The sequence below is a fragment of the Kitasatospora sp. NBC_01560 genome, assembly GCF_045208415.1.
GTDB lineage: Bacteria > Actinomycetota > Actinomycetes > Streptomycetales > Streptomycetaceae > Kitasatospora.
In genome coordinates this window covers 9,010,408-9,028,616 of the sequence record NZ_CP109364.1, presented here as the reverse complement: position 1 = coordinate 9,028,616, position 18,209 = coordinate 9,010,408, and the positions used below count along the sequence as shown (strand labels likewise).

The window sequence follows — 18,209 nt, the reverse complement described above, 5'->3', positions numbered from 1 at the left end:
GTGGGCGTCGACGTCCGACAGCCGGCCGACGACGTTCTCGCCTTCGCCTTCGAAGCCGCCGCCCGGCGCTCGGTGCCCCTGCGGGCCGTTCACGCCTGGGCGCCCCCGATCGGCAGCGAGTACATGGCCTACGATGCGATCCGCGGCGTGGAGAAGGATCTCTCGGCCGCCGAGAGCACGCAGTCGGCCGACGCGCTGGCGCCCTGGCGGTCCCGCTACCCGCAGGTCGACGTGAAGTCCGACCTGGTGCGGGGCAACGCCGCCGACGTCGTGGTGGAGGCCTCGGCGGCAGCCAGCCTGGTCGTACTCGGCCGGCACGGCCGCCGGCTGCCGCTCGGCCCCCACCTCGGTCCAGTGGCCCACGCCGCGATCCACCACGTCCGCTGTCCCGTCGCGATCGTCCCCCACCGCTGACACCGCACCGCACCGCGCCCGGGGCCCTCGACGCCCGGTCGGACGAGGAAAGGAGATCGGGCCGTCCACTCCCGGTTCACCTCGTGCCGTTAGGATCTCGCAGCTGATCAGCGAGGGCGGGAGTGGGTCCGGTGGAGGGCGAGCAGAGGTCTGCGGCGCAGCGGGTCGGGCTGGGGACGATCGTCCGGGCGTGGGGTTGGATCGGCTGCACCGGATTCGGTGGCCCGCCGACCCACATCGCCTTGCTGCGCAGGCTCTGTGTGGAGCGGCGCGGCTGGATCTCGGCGGCCGAGTTCGAGGACGGGATCGCGGCGACGAACCTGCTGCCCGGGCCGGCCTCCACCCAACTGGCGATCTTCACCGCCTGGCGCCTGCGCGGCGTACCCGGCGCGCTGGTCGGCGGCGCGGCGTTCATCCTGCCCGGTCTGGCGCTGATCATCGGGCTGGCCGCGCTGTTCCTGGCGGGCAGTCCACCGCTGTGGGTGGCCGGTGCCGCGGCAGGAGCCGGGGCAGCGGTCGCGGCGGTCGCGGTCCAGGCCGCCCGCGCACTCGTCCCGGCGAGCTGGAAGCGCGCCGGTGACGCACGGGCTGCGCGGGTCCGGTGGATCGGCTACTTCCTCGCCGGCGCGGTGGCAACCGTACTGGTCGGCCCCTGGATGGCGCTGGTGCTGCTCGGTGCCGGCGCGGCCGAGGCGGCCGTACGGACCCGTGGCACCCGCCTCCGCGCTCAGCAGCGGGCGACGTGGCCGTTGCCACTGGCCGCCGCCGTGCCCGCCCTGGGCGGCCTGCTCGCTCTCGCCTGGGTCGCCTTCAAGGTCGGCGCGCTGTCCTACGGCGGTGGCTTCGTGATCATCCCGATGATGCAGAGCGACGCCGTCCACACCTATCACTGGATGACCGACAGCCAGTTCCTCAATGCCGTCGCCCTCGGCCAGATCACGCCCGGCCCCGTCGTCCAGACCGTCGCCGTCGTCGGCTACGCGGCAGCAGGCGTTCCCGGCGCGCTGCTGGCCGCCGCCGTGGCCTTCGCCCCCTCGTTCCTGTTCGTCCTCCTCGGCGCTCACCGCTTCGACCGGCTGCGTGCGGACGCCGGGGTGCAGGCGTTCTTCACCGGCGCCGGCCCCGCCGTGATCGGAGCGATCACCGGCTCCGCCGTCCCGCTGGCCCTCGCCCTCCAACACGCCTGGCAGTACGGAGTCCTCGCCCTCGCCGCCCTGTGGCTGCTCGCCGCCCGCAAGGGCGTCGTCGGCAGCCTGCTCGGTGCCGGGGCCCTCGGTGTCGCGGCATCCCTCATCGGCTGGCCCGTCGGCTGATCCGTCCCTGAACACGAAGCGGACGCGGCGTGGTCCCGGGCCCGCTCTGCCGCTCGCCCCTGCTCCGGGCCGGCAGCCCACGCCGCGGTCCTCCCCCACCACTGACACCGCACCGAGGGCCGTTCGACGCCCGGCCAGGACCGAACGGCCCGTTCCCCGGCGGGACCGGCGCGGGACGCTGGAACCGACGAGAGGTGGGAACCATGCACACCGTGATCGTGTACGAGAGCATGTACGGCAACACCCGCGAGATCGCCGAGGCCATCGCCGAAGGGGTGCACCAGGCCGACCCCGAGGCGTCGGTCGACTGCCTGCCCGTGGCCCGGGCCGACACCGGGATGACGCGCACGGCCGACCTCCTCGTGGTGGGCGGCCCCACCCACATGCACGGAATGTCCTCCGGGCTCAGCCGCCGGATGGCGGCCGTGGCCGAGGCCAGGAAGGAGGACCGCGCGGAAGCCGCCGAGGAGGCGTACGAGACCGCCGAGGGTCCGGGCCTGCGGACCTGGTTCCACCGACTCCCGAAGACCGAGCCCGGAACCCACGCCGCCGCCTTCGACACCCGCGCCGAGATGCGGATGAGCGGGGCGGCCGCCGAGGGCATCGCCCAACGGCTCTCCCGCCACCACTACGACGTGGTCGCCGAACCCGAGGGGTTCCTCGTCGAGGACGCCGACGGCCCGCTGCGCGCGGGCGAACTCGACCGGGCCCGTGCCTGGGGCGCCGGACTGGTCTGACCGTCCGCCACGGCCCGCCCGCAGCCCCCGACCGGTCCCCCGTCGCCTTCGACCGGCACGTGCCGAGCCGGCCTCGTGCGCCCTCGGAGCGACGTGCCGGGGATCAGCCGGCCGAACGCGGTGCGGCGGCGGCATCGGCCGCCCGGTGGTCGAGGCGGTTCGTCACCGAGACCACGCCGTCGACGCTCCGGCACAACCGCTCGATGACGGCCGGCAGGCTCCGGTGCTCGACGGTGCCGCCGAGGGTGACCTGTCCGTCGTGGACCTCGACGTCGAGGCTGTCCGGCGGGATGCCCAAGGTCCGGGAGAGGACCTCGCCGCGGATCTCCTCGCGGATCGCCCGGTCGTGACGGAGGAAGACCCGCAGCAGGTCGGAACGGCTGACGATGCCGATCAGACGGCCGGCCTCGTCGGTCACCACGAGGCGCTTGAGGTGCTTGGCCTGCATCACCCGGGCGGCCTCCACCACGGTCCACTCGGGGCGGGCGCACACGGCCGGGCCGGCCATGAGGCCCTCGGCCGTGGTGGCGCGGCTCCTGGCCCGGCCCGGAGCCGACAGCCGCGGGGTGGGCAGCAGGCCTGCGGGGTCCTCCCGGGAGGCCTCCTTGAGCAGCAGGTCGGCCTCGGAGACCAGGCCGAGCGGCCGGTCCTGTTCGTCGACGACGGGCACGGCGGTGATGTCGTGGTCGGCGAGCAGGCGGACGATCTCCTTGAAGCCGGTGTCGGGTCGCACGTGCACGACGGCGGAGGTCATCAGCTCTCCCACGATCCGGTGTCGCATGGTCGGACTTCCTTTCGGGTGCGGGGCCGCAGCGTGGGCCGCCGGGGTCGGGATCGGGCAGGTGCGCCGGGCCGGCGAGGCCCGGTGGGGCGTGTCGGCCCCGGGTGGAGACGGAAGCCCGGAGCGGAACCGTCAGACGGTGTGCAGCCCCTGCGCCGTGAACACCGCACGGGCCGCGGCCGTCTGGTCGCGGGTGGGCACCGGAGTGTCCGAGAGCGTGAACTCCAGACCGAGCGCTCGCCACTTCTCCGCGCCGAGCTTGTGGAAGGGCAGCACGTCCACGCGGGAGACGTTGCCGAGCGAGGCCGCGAAGGCCGCGACGCCCTCGACGTTCCCCTCGGCGTCGGTCAGGCCGGGGACGAGCACGAAACGGACCCAGACCTCCTTGCCGAGATCGGCGAGCCGGCGGGCGAAGTCCAGGGTGGGAGCCAGCTCCTGGTGGGTGAGGCGCCGGTAGAGCGCGCGGTCCCAGGACTTGATGTCCAGCAGGACCAGGTCGGTGTCGGCCAGCAGCGCGTCGGTGGCGCGGGCGCCGAGGAAACCGGAGGTGTCCAGGGCTGTGTGGAGACCGAGGCGGTGCTTGAAGCGGTGCAGCAACTCGCCGGTGAGGACCGGCTGGAGCAGCGGTTCACCGCCACTGACGGTGGCGCCGCCACCCGATGCGCGGATGAACTCGGTGTACTTGGAGGCCTCCCCGACGATCTCGTCCGCGGAGGTGCGCCGGCCGTCCCGCAGGTGACGGGTGTCGGGGTTGTGGCAGTACAGGCAGCGCAGCGGGCATCCGTCCAGGAAGACCACGAAGCGGGTGCCGGGGCCGTCGACTCCCGTGGAGAGGTCCCAGGAGTGGAGCATCCCCGCGGCGGGGCGCCGCGTGACGGCGGCGGCCGGGGTGGCGGCGATCGGAGTGACGGCGATCGGGGCAGGCGCTGCCGGGGGGCGACTCGGCGCACCCGGGGGAAGGGCGGGTTCGGCCATGACGGGGCTCCGGGGGTGGCAGGTGAGGACAACGGGCGCCGGCGCCCGGTGGTCGGGGCGGGCGCCGGCGAAAGGTCGCGCCCTACAGCGCGTCGTGGAAGGTGCGGTTGACGACGTCGAGCTGCTGCTCGTGGGTGAGCCGGACGAAGTTGACGGCGTACCCGCTGACCCGGATGGTCAGCTGCGGGTACTTCTCGGGGTGCTCCATCGCGTCGATCAGGGTGGCGCGGTCGAGGACGTTGACGTTCATGTGGAAACCGTGGCAGGTGACGTAGCCGTCCAGGACGCCCACGAGGTTGCGCACCCGCTCCTCCTCGGTGCGGCCGAGGGCGTCCGGGGTGACGGTGTTGGTGAGCGAGATGCCGTCCTGGGCGTCCTCGTAGGGCAGCTTGGCGACGGACAGGGCGCTGGCCACGTAGCCGTGGCGGTCGCGCCCGTTCATCGGGTTGGCGCCGGGGGAGAACGGCTCGCCGGCCCGCCGGCCGTCCGGGGTGTTGCCGGTCTTCTTGCCGTAGACGACGTTGGAGGTGATGGTGAGGACGGACTGGGTGTGCTCGGCGCCCCGGTACGTGGGGTGCTTGCGCACCTTGGCCATGAACTCCTCGACCAACCGGACGGCGATGCCGTCGGCCCGGTCGTCGTTGTTGCCGTACGCGGGGTAGTCACCCTCGATCAGGTAGTCGGTGACCAGCCCGGTCGCGTCCCGGACCGGGGTGACCTCGGCGTACTTGACGGCCGCCAGCGAGTCGACGGCCACTGCGAGCCCGGCGATGCCACAGGCCATGGTGCGCCTGACGGCCCGGTCGTGCAGGGCCATCTCGACCCGCTCGTAGGCGTACTTGTCGTGCATGTAGTGGATGACGTTGAGCGCGTGGACGTACGTCCCGGCAAGCCACTCCAGCTGTTCGTCGAAGCGGGTCAGCACCTCGTCGTAGTCCAGCACGCCCTCGCCGACCGGCGCGGTGGCCGGGCCGACCTGGGCGCCGGACACCTCGTCCCGGCCGCCGTTGACCGCGTAGAGGAGCGTCTTGGCGAGGTTGACCCGGGCCCCGAAGAACTGCATCTGCTTTCCGACCTCCATCGCGGAGACGCAGCATGCGATCGCGGTGTCGTCGCCGGTGCGCGGGCGCGTCAGCTCGTCCGACTCGTACTGCACCGAGGAGGTGTCGATCGACACCCGGGCGCAGAACTCCTTGAATCCCCGCGGGAGTCTCGGCGACCAGAGCACCGTCATGTTCGGCTCGGGCGCCGGCCCGAGGTTGTAGAGGGTCTGCAGGTAGCGGAAGGACGTCCGGGTGACCAGGGTGCGGCCGTCCGTGCCCATCCCGCCGATCGACTCGGTGACCCAGGTCGGGTCGCCGGAGAACAGTTCGTCGTACTCCGGTGTGCGGAGGAACCGCACGATCCGCAGCTTGATGACGAAGTCGTCGACCAGTTCCTGGGCCTGGGTCTCGGTCAGCGCTCCGGCCGCCAGGTCGCGCTGGAGGTAGACGTCGAGGAAGGTCGAGGTGCGGCCGAGCGACATGGCCGCGCCGTTCTGCTCCTTGACGGCGGCCAGATAGGCGAAGTACAGCCACTGGACCGCCTCGCGGGCGCTGCGGGCCGGCTCGGAGACGTCGTGTCCGTAGGCCGCGGCCATCTCCTTGAGTTCGCCCAGCGCCCGGATCTGCTCGGCGAGCTCCTCGCGTTCGCGGATCCTCTCCTCCAGTCGCGCCGGGTCCGCGGGCGCCGCGCCCAGCCCGGCCTTCTCGGCGAGCTTGGCCCCGATCAGCCGGTCCACGCCGTACAGGGCGACCCGGCGGTAGTCCCCGATGATCCTGCCGCGTCCGTAGGCGTCCGGCAGACCGGTGATGACGCCGGCCTTGCGGGCGGCGAGGATCTCGGGGGTGTAGGCGTCGAACACCCCGGCGTTGTGGGTCTTGCGGTACTCGGTGAAGACCTTCTCCAGCTGCGGGTCGACCGGGTAGCCGTACGTCCGCAGCGCGCCCGCGACCATCCGCCAGCCGCCGTTGGGCATGATCGCCCGCCTGAGCGGGGCGTCGGTCTGCAGGCCGACGATCAACTCGAGCTCGCGGTCGATGTACCCGGGCGCGTGCGCGGTGATGGTCGACGGCACGTCGTACGCGACGTCGTACACGCCCTTGGCCCGTTCCTCGGGGAAGCGGTCGGTGATCCGCCGCCACACCGCGGCGGTCCGGCCGGTGGGGCCGGCCAGGAAGGCGGCGTCGCCCTCGTAGGGGGTGTAGTTGCGCTGGATGAAGTCACGGACGTCGACGGCGTCGCACCACGGCCCGCCCTGGAATCCCTCCCAGGCGCTGCGGGCCGCAGCCTCGTTCTGCTGGACAGTCATCTTCTCGCTCCCGTCTCGGGTTTCCTCGTCACCACGGTGGTCCGCCGACGGCCCCGGTCCTTGTCCGGAAGGTCCCGGATGACCGGGCCGTTGGTCCTCAGCTCCGGTCGCCGTAGTAGGCCTGGCGCATCAGCCGCTGCATGTCGGCGAGCATCGGCATGCGGGGGTTGGCGGGGGCGCACTGGTCCTCGTAGGCGTTCATCGACTGTTGCGGCAGCGCTGCGAGGAAGGCCTCCTCGTCGACTCCGGCCTCCTTGAAGGAGCGCGGGATGCCCACCGCGTCCCGCAGCTCCTCGACCGCCGCCGCGAGGGACGCCACGCCCTGCTCGGGGGTGACGGCCGGCAGGCCGAGCATCCTGGCGATCGCCTGGTAGCGCGCGGGGGCGACGTAGCTCTGGTACTTGGGCCAGCCCGTCACCTTGGCCGGGGCGGATCCGTTCCAGCGGATCACGAGCGGCAGCAGCAGCGCGTTGGTGCGCCCGTGGGCGACGTGGAAGGTGGCCCCGAGGGTGTGGGCCATGGCGTGGACGGCGCCGAGGAAGGCGGAGCCGAAGGCCATCCCGGCGATCGTGCCGGCGTTGTGCATCCGCTCCCGGGCGGCCAGGTCGTTCCGGCCGTCCAGGACCGCGCGCTCCAGGTTCTCGAAGATCAGCTTGATGCCCTGGAGGGCGAGCCCGTCCGTGAAGTCGTTGGCGTAGACCGACACGTAGGTCTCGATGCAGTGGGTGAGGGCGTCGAAACCGGTGTCGGCGGTGACGTCCTTCGGCAGCAGAGTGGTCAGCGCCGGGTCCACGATCGCCACGCTCGGGGTGAGCGCGTAGTCCGCGAGCGGGTACTTCTGGCCGGTCGCGGTGTCGGTGATGACCGCGAACGGGGTGACCTCGCTGCCGGTGCCCGAGGTGGTCGGGATGCAGACCAGCTTCGCCTTCTCGCCCAGATCGGGGAAGGTGAAGGCGCGTTTGCGGATGTCGAAGAACTTCTCCTTCAGGTCCGCGAACTCCACTTCCGGGTGCTCGTACATCAGCCACATCACCTTGGCCGCGTCCATCGGCGAACCGCCGCCCAGCGCGATGATCGTGTCCGGTGCGAACTCCCGCATCAGCTCCGCGCCGCGGCGCACCGTGTCGATGCTCGGGTTCGGCTCGACGTGGTCGATCACCCGCACCTCGACCGGCTCCCGGCGCCGGTCCAGGACGTTGCGGATCCGCTCCAGGTGCCCGATCCGGACCATCGTGCGGTCGGTGACGACGACGACCCGGTGCGTTTTCGGCATGCTCGCCAGGTACTTGACGGAGTTGCGTTCGAAGTAGATCTTCGGCGGGACCTTGAACCACTGCATGTTGGTGTTGCGCCGTCCGATCCGCTTGATGTTGAGGAGGTTCAGCGCCGAGACGTTGCCGGACACCGAGTTGTGCCCGTAGCTGCCGCAGCCCAGGGTCAGCGAGGGGGTGAAGGCGTTGTAGACGTCACCGATGCCGCCCTGCGAGCCGGGTGCGTTCCAGATGATCCGGCAGGCCTTGACCGCGTGCCCGAACTCCTCCACGAACGCCGCGTCCTCGGTATGCACGGCGGCCGAGTGCCCGAGCCCGTCGAACTCCACCATGGCGGCAGCGAGTTCGGTCCCGTCGTGGCGCGAGCCGGCACTCAGCACCGCCAGGACCGGGCACAGCTTCTCCCTGGTCAGCGGCTCCGCCGGCCCGACCTGCTCGCAGTCCACCAGGATGACCGAGGTGGCCTCGGGCACCTCGAAGCCCGCCGCTTCGGCGATCCATGCGGCCGAGCGGCCCACCACGTCGGCGTTCAGCCTGCCCCCCGCGCAGGAGTTCCCCTCACCGGTGCCGAACAGGAGGCGCTCCAGCAGCACCTTCTCCTCGGCGCTCGCGTGGTGCGCCTTCAGCCTCCGGAACTCGGCGAGCGCGGCCTCCCGAATCTCGGAGTCCAGGATCACCGCCTGCTCGGAGGCGCAGATCATGCCGTTGTCGAAGGACTTGGAGAGCACGATGTCGTTCACCGCCCGCCGGACGTCCGCGCTCCTCTCCACGTACGCGGGGACGTTGCCCGCACCGACCCCCAGCGCCGGCTTGCCGCACGAGTAGGCCGCCCGCACCATGGCGTTGCCGCCGGTGGCCAGGACGGTGGCGACGTCCGGGTGGTTCATCAGGGCGTGGGTGGCCGCCATCGACGGCTCCTCGATCCACTGGATGCAGTGCACCGGGGCACCCGCCGCCACCGCCGCCTCCCGCACGATCCGGGCCGCCTCGGCCGAGCAGCGCTGGGCCGAAGGGTGGAAGGCGAAGACGATCGGGTTGCGGGTCTTGAGCGCGAGCAGGCACTTGAAGATGGTCGTCGAGGTCGGGTTCGTCACCGGGGTGACGCCGGCGACCACCCCGACCGGCTCGGCGATCTCCACGACACCGTCGATCTCGTCCCGGTGCACGACGCCGACGGTCTTCGTCCGCCCCATCACGTGGGTGACGTTCTCGCAGGCGAAGACGTTCTTCACCGCCTTGTCCTCGAACACCCCGCGGCCGGTCTCCTCCACGGCCAGGACGGCGAGCCCGGTGTGCTCGGCCAGCGCCGCCAGGGACGCCTTCCGGACGATGTGGTCCACCTGCTCCTGGGTGAATGAGGCGTACTCCTCCAGGGACTCCAGGGCGGAGGCGACCAGGACGTCGACGGCCGACGGGACGGACGGGGTGGCGGAGGGCGTGCCGGGGGCGGGCGGGGTGGCAACCGTGTCGAGGGAGCGCGTGCGGTCCGCTGTCTCGGCCTCGGGGCGGGAGCGCGGCATGGTGATCACCTTTCGGTTCGTCGTCCGGTCAGGGCGTTCCGGTCGCGACGCCTCCGGAACCCCGGCTTCGCCGCTGCTCAACAGACTGCCGTGGCAACGGACTTCGGCAGGAGCGCCATAAGGCCGTCCCTTCGGGCCGAAGGTCCCTACTTCGCCTGGAGCGCGATCGCGGTCGATCGGTCCGGTGCGGCCGGCCCCGTGCGGCACGACCGGTCCGGGCCGGCCAACGACCGCGGCCCGGACCTCGAAAGGTCCGGGCCGCGGTACCACCGGGCGGTACACCCGGACGGTTCGGCCGTGCGGTTCAGTCGTGCGGAACGATCGCGACCGGGCTCTGCGCGTGGTGCAGCACGGCGTGGGCGACACTCCCCAGCCGGGGCATGCCCGGCTGGTGCCCGGAAGCCCGCCGCCCCAGCACGACGAGCGAAGCCCCCCGGGAGGCGTCGACGAGCACCCCACCCGCGTGACGGGAAGTGAGCTCGGTCCCCACAGGAACCTGGGGGTACTTGTCCCGCCAGCGGGCCAGCGCGTCCTGGAGGCGCACCAGCTCCGCCGTCGCCATGGAGTCCTTGATCTCCCGCTGGTCGACCGGGGCGTCCGTCAGGTAGGGACCGGCCGGGAGCGTGCGGCACTCCACCGCGCGGAGCGTGGTGCGGCGGCGGGCCGCCTGCTCGAAGGCGAAAGCGAGCACCGGATCGCAGGGACGGTCCCCCTGCACGCCCACCACGACGTCACCCGCCCCGCCGGCCGTGCCCTCCGCGTCCGCGCGGACGAGGACGACGGGGCCGGGCGCGTGCGCGGCGACCCTCAGCCCGACCGAGCCGACGAGCAGCCCGGCGAATCCGCCGAGCCCGCGCGAGCCGAGGACGAGCACGGCCGCCCGCCTGTCGGCCGCCACGAGCGCGTGGGCCGGGTGACCGGGAATCCGCTCGACCGACAGCTCCAGACCGGGCAGCGCGGTCGCGATGCGGTCCCGGACCGCGAGCACCGACGGCGGCAGGCCGTCGTCGACGCCCTCCGCCCGCAGCGGCCTGCCGTCCTCGGCTCCCCCGACGTGGACCATCCTGAGCGCCCGCCCGCTCCGGTCGGCCTCGGCAGCCGCCCACGCGGCCGCCGCCGCGCTCTCCTCCGAACCGTCGATCCCCACCACCACGAAGCGCGACATGTCGCAGCCTCCCTCGTCCCGCGGGACGCGGCCGTCCGCGTCCTCGTCGTCCGGACAAGCCTCGCGCCGCACCCCGGGGTCGTGGCAGGGGCCGAGCAGCCCTGTGCCCGGACCGAAGGTCCCGGCACAGGGCAGGACCGAGCACGGAGCTGTCCGCCCGCCGACGGCGCCTCCTGATCACCGGTCAGGACCCCCACGCCCAGTCGACGACCTCCGGGAGGTCCGTACCGTGTTCGCGGATCCAGTCGTGGTGGCGTGCGCGCGAGTCCGCCATCCGCTGCCGGACGGCGGCTGCCCGCACGGCGAGGCCGGGGGTGCGGTCGATGACGTCCATGACCAGGCGGTAGCGGTCGAGGTCGTTGCGGACCACCATGTCGAAGGGCGTGGTGGTGCTCCCGGACTCCTTGTACCCGCGAACGTGCAGCTGGGAGTGGTTCGCACGGCGGTAGGCCAGCCGGTGGATCAGCCAGGGGTAGCCGTGATAGGCGAAGATGACGGGCCTGTCGCGGGTGAAGAGCGCGTCGAACTCGGCGTCCGGCATGCCGTGCGGGTGCTCCTCGGCCGGCATGAGCCGGGCCAGGTCCACCACGTTCACGACCCGCACCGTCAGGTCCGGCAGATGACGGCGGAGCAGACCCGCCGCGGCGACCACCTCCTGGGTGGGGACGTCCCCGGCGCAGGCGAGGACGACGTCGGGCCGGCGGCTGCCGTCCTCGGTGCCGGCCCACTCCCAGATTCCGGCGCCGCGGGCGCAGTGCACGCGGGCCTCGTCGAGGGTGAGCCAGTCGAAGCAGGGCTGCTTGCCGGCGACCACGACGTTGACGTAGTCACGGCTGCGCAGCACGTGGTCGGCGGTCACGAGCAGGGTGTTGGCGTCCGGCGGGAAGTAGACGCGCACGGCCTCGGGGCTCTTGTTGAGCACGTGGTCGACGAAGCCGGGGTCCTGGTGGGAGAAGCCGTTGTGGTCCTGGCGCCAGACGTGCGAGGTGAGGAGGTAGTTGAGCGAGGCGATCGGGGCCCGCCAGGGGATCCGCCGCGCGGTGCGCAGCCACTTGATGTGCTGGTTGACCATCGAGTCGACGATGTGGACGAATGCCTCGTAGCAGGAGAAGAGGCCGTGCCGGCCGGTGAGGAGGTAGCCCTCCAGCCAGCCCTGGCAGGTGTGTTCGGAGAGGATCTCCATCACCCGGCCGTCGCGGGCGAGGTGTTCGTCGGTCGGCAGGGTCTCGGCCTGCCAGGCCTTGCCGCTGGCGGCGTAGACGGCCTGGAGGCGGTTGGAGGCGGTCTCGTCGGGGCCGACCAGCCGGAAGTCGCGGCGTTCGGCGGTGCCGGCCATCACCTGTTCGAGGAGGTCGCCGAGGACCCGGGTGGGCTCGTGCAGACGCGTACCGGGCTCGTCGACGACGACGGCGAACCGCTCCAGCGGCGGCAGGGGCAGGTCGCGCAGCAGCAGACCGCCGTTGGCGTGCGGGTTGGCACCCAGGCGGCGGGCGCCGTCGGGGACGCAGGCGAGCACCTCGGGCACCGGGCGGCCGGCGGGGTCGAACAGTTCCTCGGGCCGGTAGGAGCGCAGCCAGGCCTCCAGCTGAGCGAGGTGGGCGGGGTTGTCCCGGACCTGGTCCAGCGGCACCTGGTGAGCACGCCAGGTGCCCTCGACGGGCACGCCGTCCACCTCGGCCGGGCCCGTCCAGCCCTTCGGCGTCCGCAGCACGATCACCGGCCAGGCGGGCCGCCCGGTCGCCGCGTCCTCCCGGGCGGCCCGCTGGATCTCGGCGATCCGCTCCACGGCGGTGTCCAGGGCGGCGGCCAGGTGCCGGTGGACCGTCAACGGGTCGTGCCCGGAGACGTGGAGCGGTTCGTGGCCGTACCCGCGCAGCAGTGCGTCGAGCTCGACCTCGGGCAGGCGGGCGAGGACGGCCGGATTGGCGATCTTGTAGCCGTTCAGGTGCAGGATCGGCAGGACCGCCCCGTCGTGCACCGGGTCGAGGAACTTGTTGCTGTGCCAGGAGGCGGCGAGCGGGCCGGTCTCGGCCTCGCCGTCGCCGATCACGCAGGCCACCAGGAGGCCGGGATTGTCCAGGGCTGCACCGTAGGCGTGCGAGAGCGCGTAGCCGAGTTCGCCGCCCTCGTGGATCGAGCCCGGGGTCTCGGGCGCGACGTGGCTGGGCACGCCACCGGGGAAGGAGAACTGCCGGAACAGCTTCGCCATGCCGGCCTCGTCCCGGGTCACGTCGGGGTAGGTCTCGGAGTAGCTGCCCTCCAGCCAGGAGTTGGCGAGGACGGCCGGCCCGCCGTGGCCCGGGCCCCAGACGCAGATCGCCTCCGTCCGGTGCTGCCGGACGATCCGGTTGAGGTGCGTGTGCACCAGGTTGAGACCGGGTGAGGTGCCCCAGTGGCCGAGCAGACGGGGCTTGATGTGCTCGGGCCGCAACGGCTCACGCAGCAGCGGGTTGCCCATCAGGTAGATCTGGCCGGCCGCCAGGTAGTTGGCGGCCCTCCAGTGTGCGTCCAGTGCCCGGAGCTCCTGGTCGGACAGGCCGCCGGGCGCCGGAGGTGGGGTGGCGGGCATGGTGGGGTCTCCTCGGGATCGTGGGGCGCGGCACTGGGCGCCCGGGGCCTGGCCGATCGTCACACTCCGTGCATGGGCCTGTACAGGGCCGATCGGAGCACTGCCGGGTCGTGCGGCCGGGACCACCGGCCCAACGGCCGGTCCCTTCGGTCCCTTCTCCGGACCGGCCTCGGGGCGGCAGATTCGGTGGCGTGCCGGACGCCGTTCGGCCCACCCGACGCCTTGATCCCACGAGGGGGAACCACCATGACGCGCTACGTCCTGACCGGAATCGACGGATCGCCGCAGAGTGAGGCCGCGGCACTGTGGGCGGCCGTGGAGGCCGCCCGCCGGGGCTGCGCGCTCCGACTGCTGCACGCCTGGCCCTGGCTCGACACCGGGGACGAGGACCCCTCCCGGCCGGGCGACCTGCGGCCGCGGGCCCTGGAGGCGCTCCGCGTGATCGGCGACCGGATCCGGCACGACCACCCGGGGCTGGCCGTGGAAGCGACAGTAATCTCGGACGACCCCGTCGACGGACTGATCGCCGCGGCGAAGGGGCTCGATCTCCTGGTGCTCGGCTCCCGCGGGTTCGGCGGTTTCACCGGCCTCCTGGTCGGCTCGGTGGGACTCGCCGTGGCAGCGGGCACGCCCGTCCCGACGGTCCTGGTCCGCTCCGGGCAGGCCCCGGCGCACCGGCCCGCGGCCGGCGGGGCGACGCGGGAGGTGCTGGTCGGTCTCGACGGCCGTGAACCCGGCGACGCGGTCGTCGAGTTCGCCGTCGCCGAGGCTGAGCTGCGCGGCTGCCGGCTGCGTGTCGTACACGGGTGGGACTTGGTACCCACCTGGTCGTACGGCGGCCTGATGCCGCCCCAGGTGAACCTGGTCGAGCAGGAGGCCACCGAGGCGGCCCTGATCTCCCCGGTCCTCACCGCCCTGAGGTCGAGGCACCCCGACGTCGACATCGTCGAGGACATCCGCCTCGGCGGCGGAGCCCGGGCCCTGTTGGACGCCTCCGGCCACGCCGACCTCGTCGTCGTCGGCCGGCGGGAGCGCCGTCACCACCTGGGGCCGCGCCTCGGCCCGGTGGCCCACGCCGTGCTGCATCACTGCTCCGCCCCGGTCGTCGTGGTCCCCCACCCCTGAGCCGTACCCGCCCCTCATCGGCACCGTCCTGAACAGCCACGAGGAGTACCGCCGTGTCCAGCACCCACCGCCCGCCCCGGGCCGATGGTCCGCCCGCACGGCCGTGCGGCCACCTCCGCCGGGCTGCCGGCCGGGAACGCAATCCGCTCAGCCGCGCTCTCGACCGGGCCCGGAGCCGGGCGGTGGTGCTCACCGCCCTCGGGATCGTGCTCGCGGCGCTCCTCGGGGCCGGGGCCGCCGTCGCCCGGCTCACCACCGATCAACGGCAGGCCGCGGTCACCACCGCCCGCCTGCACCGCGTCGAGGCCGTCGTGCAGGGCGAGGCCAAGCGGACGGACACTGCCGTCGTCGGTGGAAGGGCCGTCTACCGTGCTGACGCCGTCTGGACGTACCCCGGCGACCGGCGCAGCACCGGCAGCGTCGACGTTCCCAGGACGGCCGGTCCCGGCGTCGCCGTCGGAATATGGGTCGACCGCAGCGGCCGCCCGGCCGCAGCGCCACCGAGCTCCGCCGACCTCGTGGCCGACGCCGTGTGCCTGGGCCTGTTCCTCTTCGGCCTGCTCGGCTTGCCGGCCTGCGCCGGTCTCTGCACGAGGCTGGGCGTCCTCGACCGCCGGGCCGACCGGGCATGGACGCGGTCCTGGGCCCGGCTGGAGCCCGTTTGGAGCGGCCGTTCCACGCCCGGCCACCACGGCGACTGACCGCACACGTCACCGCGGTTCGCTCGCCCGCAGCCCCGAACTAGCAACCACAGGGCCGGACGGCCCTATCGCAACCACCCTTTCACAGGCCAGACTTCGCGGAGGTGCACGCGGCCTGCCACCGGGGCGGGGCGGCGGGGTTGGAGCGGTGATGACGGAGAGTCCGGCGGCTGGGGTCAGCAGCTCGGTGAAGGTGTTCCTGCTCGACGACCACGAGGTGGTCCGCCGGGGCGTGCACGACCTGCTGGACGCCGAACCGGACCTCCGGGTCGTCGGTGAGGCGGGCACTGTCGAACAGGCGCTCGCCCGCGTCCCCGCGCTGCGCCCCGACGTCGCCATCCTCGACATGCGGCTGCCGGACGGCGACGGGGTGACGGTCTGCCGCGAACTGCGCTCCCGCATGCCTGACCTGATCTGCCTGATCCTTACCTCGTTCGACGACGAGGAGGCCCTGCTGGCCGCCATCATGGCCGGGGCCGCCGGCTACGTCCTCAAGCAGATCAGCGGCACCGATCTGGTCACCGCCGTCCGCACGGTCGCGGCCGGCCAGTCTATGCTCGACCCCGGCGCGGCCACCCGGCTGATGGCCCGCCTGCGCGGCGACACCGCCACCGAGCAGAGCCCCGACCTGCCCCAGCTCACCGAACGCGAACGGGAGGTGCTCGCCCTGGTCGGTGAGGGTCTCACCAACCGTCAGATCGGCCAGCGGCTCTACCTCGCCGAGAAGACCGTCAAGAACCACATCTCCCGGCTGCTGGCCAAACTCGGAGTGGAGCGGCGGGTCCAGGCCGCTCTGATCGCCACCCGGACCCTCACCGCCCAAGGACAGCCGAACGGCCGGACCGGCCGTTGAACGACGCCGGACCGGTGAGCGTCACGCGGCCCGGTACGGTCCGGCGTCGTCCGGGTCCTTCCCGAACTGGTGACCGGCCGACTGGTCCCGACCCGCCTGCTCCGGCGCCGCCCGGATCGCAGGCCCGGAACACCTCCGCACCACGAGCGGGAGCGGAGAGCGGTCAGTGTTCCAACGGCACCGACCAGGACATCCTGGTACCGCCCCCCTCCGGGGAGGTCGCCGCCTCCTACATCACGGCCGACGCCGCCGAGTACTTCTCCCTCCCCCGCGACCGCACGATCATCATGGGATCGCACATCGAGGTGTAGACACGCCGGCCGCCGAGGACCGCATCCCCGGCCCGCCCCGATTCACACCCTGACCACTCCCGACCGGACGCCGCCGTTCGTGAACCACGGGAGTCCCCACGCGAACCTGAGGCCCCATCAGCAGAGGTCAGCAAAAGTCAGCACCAGTCCGAGTACACGTGCCCGGACGTGAGCACACCTGAGGACTCGACCCACCGCGCGTCGCAGGTTCACCGCGCCGGTGCGCCGCTCCGACAGGACGGCCGCGCCCCGCGGGCGTAGTTCTGCTTGTCATCACGAGGTCGACGTTTCCGCCCAGCTCAAGGGCATGATCCACCATCCGGAGTCAGCAAAAGGTCAGCAAGACTCCGGGGGTCGGCCATCATGGCAAGCACGAGTCTCATCCGCGGCATGGGCAGCTTCTTCCGACGCCTCCGCATCCGCTGGGACATACGCGACGACATCCATGAGGCATTCCTCAAACTGGCATGCTGCGTCATCACCTATCGGCGCGTCCGGGCTTTGTGTTAGCTCCTCTAAGGCGTGTCTGATAATTGATCTTGTGGCTGGTCGAGGCGAGTTGACGGACGCGGCGTGGGCGCGGATAGAGCCCTTGTTGCCGCAGGTGGACGGGCGTTGTCGCCCGTGGCGTGATCACCGCCAGGTGGTCAACGGCGTGTTGTGGCGGCTGCGGACCGGGGCGCCGTGGCGTGACCTGCCCGAGCGGTACGGGCCCTGGCAGACCGTCTACGAGCGCTTTTCGCGCTGGGGTTGTCCCCCCGTGGTGACCACGACCTACCCCTGGCGGCGTCGCGGCAGCTGCGGCCAGAGTGCCAGTCAGGACCGCCTGGGACTCGCGTCAGTGACTGGGGGCTCATCTTCCTCAAGGTCTGGGCGGAGGTTGTCGAGGAGGTCGTGCACAGCCAGCAAAAGCGCCCAACGATCAACCAGAAGCCGCGATGCGCCGGATCGATGACGATCGACCGCAGTACACCAATTACGTCCACCGGCTCGCAGACAGCGGCCTCGCCAACCAGCGTTCCGTCGGGGTCACGCAGACCCAACCGAAGGTCTGGGGACTCGCCTTCGGCGGTGCCCTCGGCAATCGGGGCAGGTGCGGATCTCGCCGACGCCTTCGCGCCGGGGCAGCACCGGTGAACCCGGCACCACTGGCACTGGCAGGCCCCTCAACCCCAGCGACAGGGCGGTGGGCAGCTCCGGCAGAGGCAGGGAGCGGTTCGTCAGTGGCTGTGCCGCAGGATCCATCGGACGCCACGGTCCGCGCCCGCGCAGCGCCGCCGGATCCTCGCGTGCCGCGCGTGCGGCACTTCATCGGACAGCTGCCGGGCCACGTCGGTCAGTTCATGTGCTCGGCACTGGAGATCGAGCAGGTAGTCAGGGTCGGGTCGGGGAGCGGCCATCAGGCGCTCGTACGCCGTCTCCACCGCGGCCAGCGCCGCACCCAGGTCATGTCGTGCCGTCTGCGGACGGTGCGGAAGCGTTGCCATGCCCTCTCCTACACGGTAGTGGCGCGCCGATCCTGCGGTCGGTCGCCTTCGACGGGTCCGGGGGCCGACCGGTCGCCCGATCCGCCCCCAGCGCCTGATGTCACGCACCCCCCGAAGCGTCGGTGTCCGGCTCGGCCATCTTCTGCTGCGCCTCGGCGATCGCACCCTTCAGGGCCTCCACGTGGTGCCCCTCGGCCTCGCCGACCGCCTTCTTGACGGCGCGGGTCACGGCCGGTTCGACCTTCCCGGCCGCCGAGCGCGGGAAGGCGACGACCAGTCCCGCACCACCGAGCGGGATGGTGGCCCCCACCTGCTCCTCCAGTTTGGCGGCCGTCCTGTGGTGGACCAGTTTGCCGGCGCCGGCGCCGATCACCGCGCCGACCGCGGTCGCGGCCAGCAGCGGTGGCGCGAACAGCCCTACCACGAACCCGACGGCCCCCAGGCCGGCTGCGCCCTCGCGAACCATGTGGTCGGTCTCCTCCACCGACAGGTCGCCGTTGAGGTCCTTGCTCACGACCACCGCACCGTGCAGGTAGCCGCCGCCGGCCAGGACCGCCTCGTAGTCCTCCCGGGCGGCTTCCTTCGACATGTAGCCGCCGATCAGCACGTCAATGGTCTCGTCGTCGAACTTCATCGG

Annotated in this window: 14 protein-coding genes and 2 pseudogenes; 8 read left to right on the top strand and 8 right to left on the bottom strand. The window is 72.4% G+C overall.

Annotation, left to right across the window (positions count from 1 at the left end; all coding sequences use genetic code 11):
• The 3 genes from OH807_RS38545 (at window position 1) to OH807_RS38535 (ending at window position 2,464) form a co-directional block, all read left to right on the top strand.
• On the top strand, window positions 1-414 hold the full coding sequence (locus OH807_RS38545) for a universal stress protein (RefSeq protein ID WP_406209274.1): 414 nt from the start codon (window positions 1-3) through the stop codon (window positions 412-414).
• Between the two features lie 131 nt (window positions 415-545).
• Window positions 546-1,727: a chromate efflux transporter gene (gene chrA / locus OH807_RS38540; RefSeq protein WP_406209271.1), complete on the top strand. Its 1,182-nt coding sequence runs from the start codon at window positions 546-548 to the stop codon at window positions 1,725-1,727.
• Between the two features lie 203 nt (window positions 1,728-1,930).
• A complete protein-coding gene (locus OH807_RS38535) occupies window positions 1,931-2,464 on the top strand; it encodes a flavodoxin family protein (protein ID WP_406209268.1) in 534 nt (177 codons plus the stop codon).
• A 103-nt stretch (window positions 2,465-2,567) separates the two neighbouring features.
• On the opposite strand, the gene OH807_RS38530 is transcribed toward OH807_RS38535, so the two are convergent.
• From OH807_RS38530 to OH807_RS38505, 6 genes are all read right to left on the bottom strand, one after another.
• Complete coding sequence (locus OH807_RS38530; protein WP_406209265.1) at window positions 2,568-3,245, bottom strand: CBS domain-containing protein; 678 nt, start codon at window positions 3,243-3,245, stop codon at window positions 2,568-2,570.
• Between the two features lie 132 nt (window positions 3,246-3,377).
• On the bottom strand, window positions 3,378-4,220 hold the full coding sequence (gene pflA / locus OH807_RS38525; RefSeq protein WP_406209262.1) for a pyruvate formate-lyase-activating protein: 843 nt from the start codon (window positions 4,218-4,220) through the stop codon (window positions 3,378-3,380).
• An 82-nt stretch (window positions 4,221-4,302) separates the two neighbouring features.
• Window positions 4,303-6,570 (bottom strand): formate C-acetyltransferase, encoded by a 2,268-nt coding sequence (gene pflB, locus OH807_RS38520; protein WP_406209259.1) that lies wholly within the window; start codon window positions 6,568-6,570, stop codon window positions 4,303-4,305.
• Window positions 6,571-6,667: 97 nt separating this feature from the next.
• Window positions 6,668-9,361, bottom strand: coding sequence for a bifunctional acetaldehyde-CoA/alcohol dehydrogenase (gene adhE, locus OH807_RS38515; RefSeq protein WP_406209257.1), 2,694 nt, complete (start codon window positions 9,359-9,361; stop codon window positions 6,668-6,670).
• 304 nt (window positions 9,362-9,665) lie between these two features.
• The gene (locus OH807_RS38510; protein ID WP_406209254.1) at window positions 9,666-10,526 is read right to left on the bottom strand and encodes a universal stress protein; all 861 of its coding nucleotides are present in this window, start codon (window positions 10,524-10,526) and stop codon (window positions 9,666-9,668) included.
• Between the two features lie 184 nt (window positions 10,527-10,710).
• Complete coding sequence (locus OH807_RS38505) at window positions 10,711-13,095, bottom strand: phosphoketolase (RefSeq protein ID WP_406209251.1); 2,385 nt, start codon at window positions 13,093-13,095, stop codon at window positions 10,711-10,713.
• 246 nt (window positions 13,096-13,341) lie between these two features.
• Between OH807_RS38505 and OH807_RS38500 the strand changes: the two genes are divergently transcribed.
• The 5 genes and pseudogenes from OH807_RS38500 to OH807_RS38480 all read left to right on the top strand — a co-directional run.
• Window positions 13,342-14,220: a universal stress protein gene (locus OH807_RS38500; protein ID WP_406209249.1), complete on the top strand. Its 879-nt coding sequence runs from the start codon at window positions 13,342-13,344 to the stop codon at window positions 14,218-14,220.
• Between the two features lie 53 nt (window positions 14,221-14,273).
• Window positions 14,274-14,921 carry a hypothetical protein gene (locus OH807_RS38495; RefSeq protein WP_406209247.1) on the top strand — a complete coding sequence of 216 codons (648 nt, stop codon included), beginning with the start codon at window positions 14,274-14,276 and terminating at the stop codon, window positions 14,919-14,921.
• A gap of 151 nt (window positions 14,922-15,072) precedes the next feature.
• Complete coding sequence (locus OH807_RS38490; RefSeq protein ID WP_406209244.1) at window positions 15,073-15,774, top strand: response regulator; 702 nt, start codon at window positions 15,073-15,075, stop codon at window positions 15,772-15,774.
• Between the two features lie 713 nt (window positions 15,775-16,487).
• A pseudogene (locus OH807_RS38485) lies at window positions 16,488-16,595 on the top strand (IS5/IS1182 family transposase); the annotation flags it as partial.
• 31 nt (window positions 16,596-16,626) lie between these two features.
• Window positions 16,627-16,833, top strand: a pseudogene (locus tag OH807_RS38480) (transposase); the annotation flags it as partial.
• A 472-nt stretch (window positions 16,834-17,305) separates the two neighbouring features.
• Here the strand turns inward: OH807_RS38480 and OH807_RS38475 are convergent.
• On the bottom strand, window positions 17,306-17,572 hold the full coding sequence (locus OH807_RS38475) for a hypothetical protein (protein ID WP_406209241.1): 267 nt from the start codon (window positions 17,570-17,572) through the stop codon (window positions 17,306-17,308).
• A 100-nt stretch (window positions 17,573-17,672) separates the two neighbouring features.
• Window positions 17,673-18,206 carry a DUF1269 domain-containing protein gene (locus tag OH807_RS38470; protein WP_406209240.1) on the bottom strand — a complete coding sequence of 178 codons (534 nt, stop codon included), beginning with the start codon at window positions 18,204-18,206 and terminating at the stop codon, window positions 17,673-17,675.
• Window positions 18,207-18,209: the final 3 nt, after the last annotated feature.

What these genes read in the sequence shown, in the direction of transcription:
- OH807_RS38470 (WP_406209240.1), bottom strand. Translation starts at nt 18,206, where the DNA reads ATGAAGTTCGACGACGAGACCATTGACGTGCTGATCGGCGGCTACATG.
- OH807_RS38505 (WP_406209251.1), bottom strand. Translation starts at nt 13,095, where the DNA reads ATGCCCGCCACCCCACCTCCGGCGCCCGGCGGCCTGTCCGACCAGGAG.
- OH807_RS38535 (WP_406209268.1), top strand. Translation starts at nt 1,931, where the DNA reads ATGCACACCGTGATCGTGTACGAGAGCATGTACGGCAACACCCGCGAG.
- pflA (WP_406209262.1), bottom strand. Translation starts at nt 4,220, where the DNA reads ATGGCCGAACCCGCCCTTCCCCCGGGTGCGCCGAGTCGCCCCCCGGCA.
- adhE (WP_406209257.1), bottom strand. Translation starts at nt 9,361, where the DNA reads ATGCCGCGCTCCCGCCCCGAGGCCGAGACAGCGGACCGCACGCGCTCC.
- OH807_RS38500 (WP_406209249.1), top strand. Translation starts at nt 13,342, where the DNA reads ATGACGCGCTACGTCCTGACCGGAATCGACGGATCGCCGCAGAGTGAG.
- OH807_RS38490 (WP_406209244.1), top strand. Translation starts at nt 15,073, where the DNA reads ATGACGGAGAGTCCGGCGGCTGGGGTCAGCAGCTCGGTGAAGGTGTTC.
- OH807_RS38510 (WP_406209254.1), bottom strand. Translation starts at nt 10,526, where the DNA reads ATGTCGCGCTTCGTGGTGGTGGGGATCGACGGTTCGGAGGAGAGCGCG.
- OH807_RS38475 (WP_406209241.1), bottom strand. Translation starts at nt 17,572, where the DNA reads ATGGCAACGCTTCCGCACCGTCCGCAGACGGCACGACATGACCTGGGT.
- pflB (WP_406209259.1), bottom strand. Translation starts at nt 6,570, where the DNA reads ATGACTGTCCAGCAGAACGAGGCTGCGGCCCGCAGCGCCTGGGAGGGA.
- OH807_RS38530 (WP_406209265.1), bottom strand. Translation starts at nt 3,245, where the DNA reads ATGCGACACCGGATCGTGGGAGAGCTGATGACCTCCGCCGTCGTGCAC.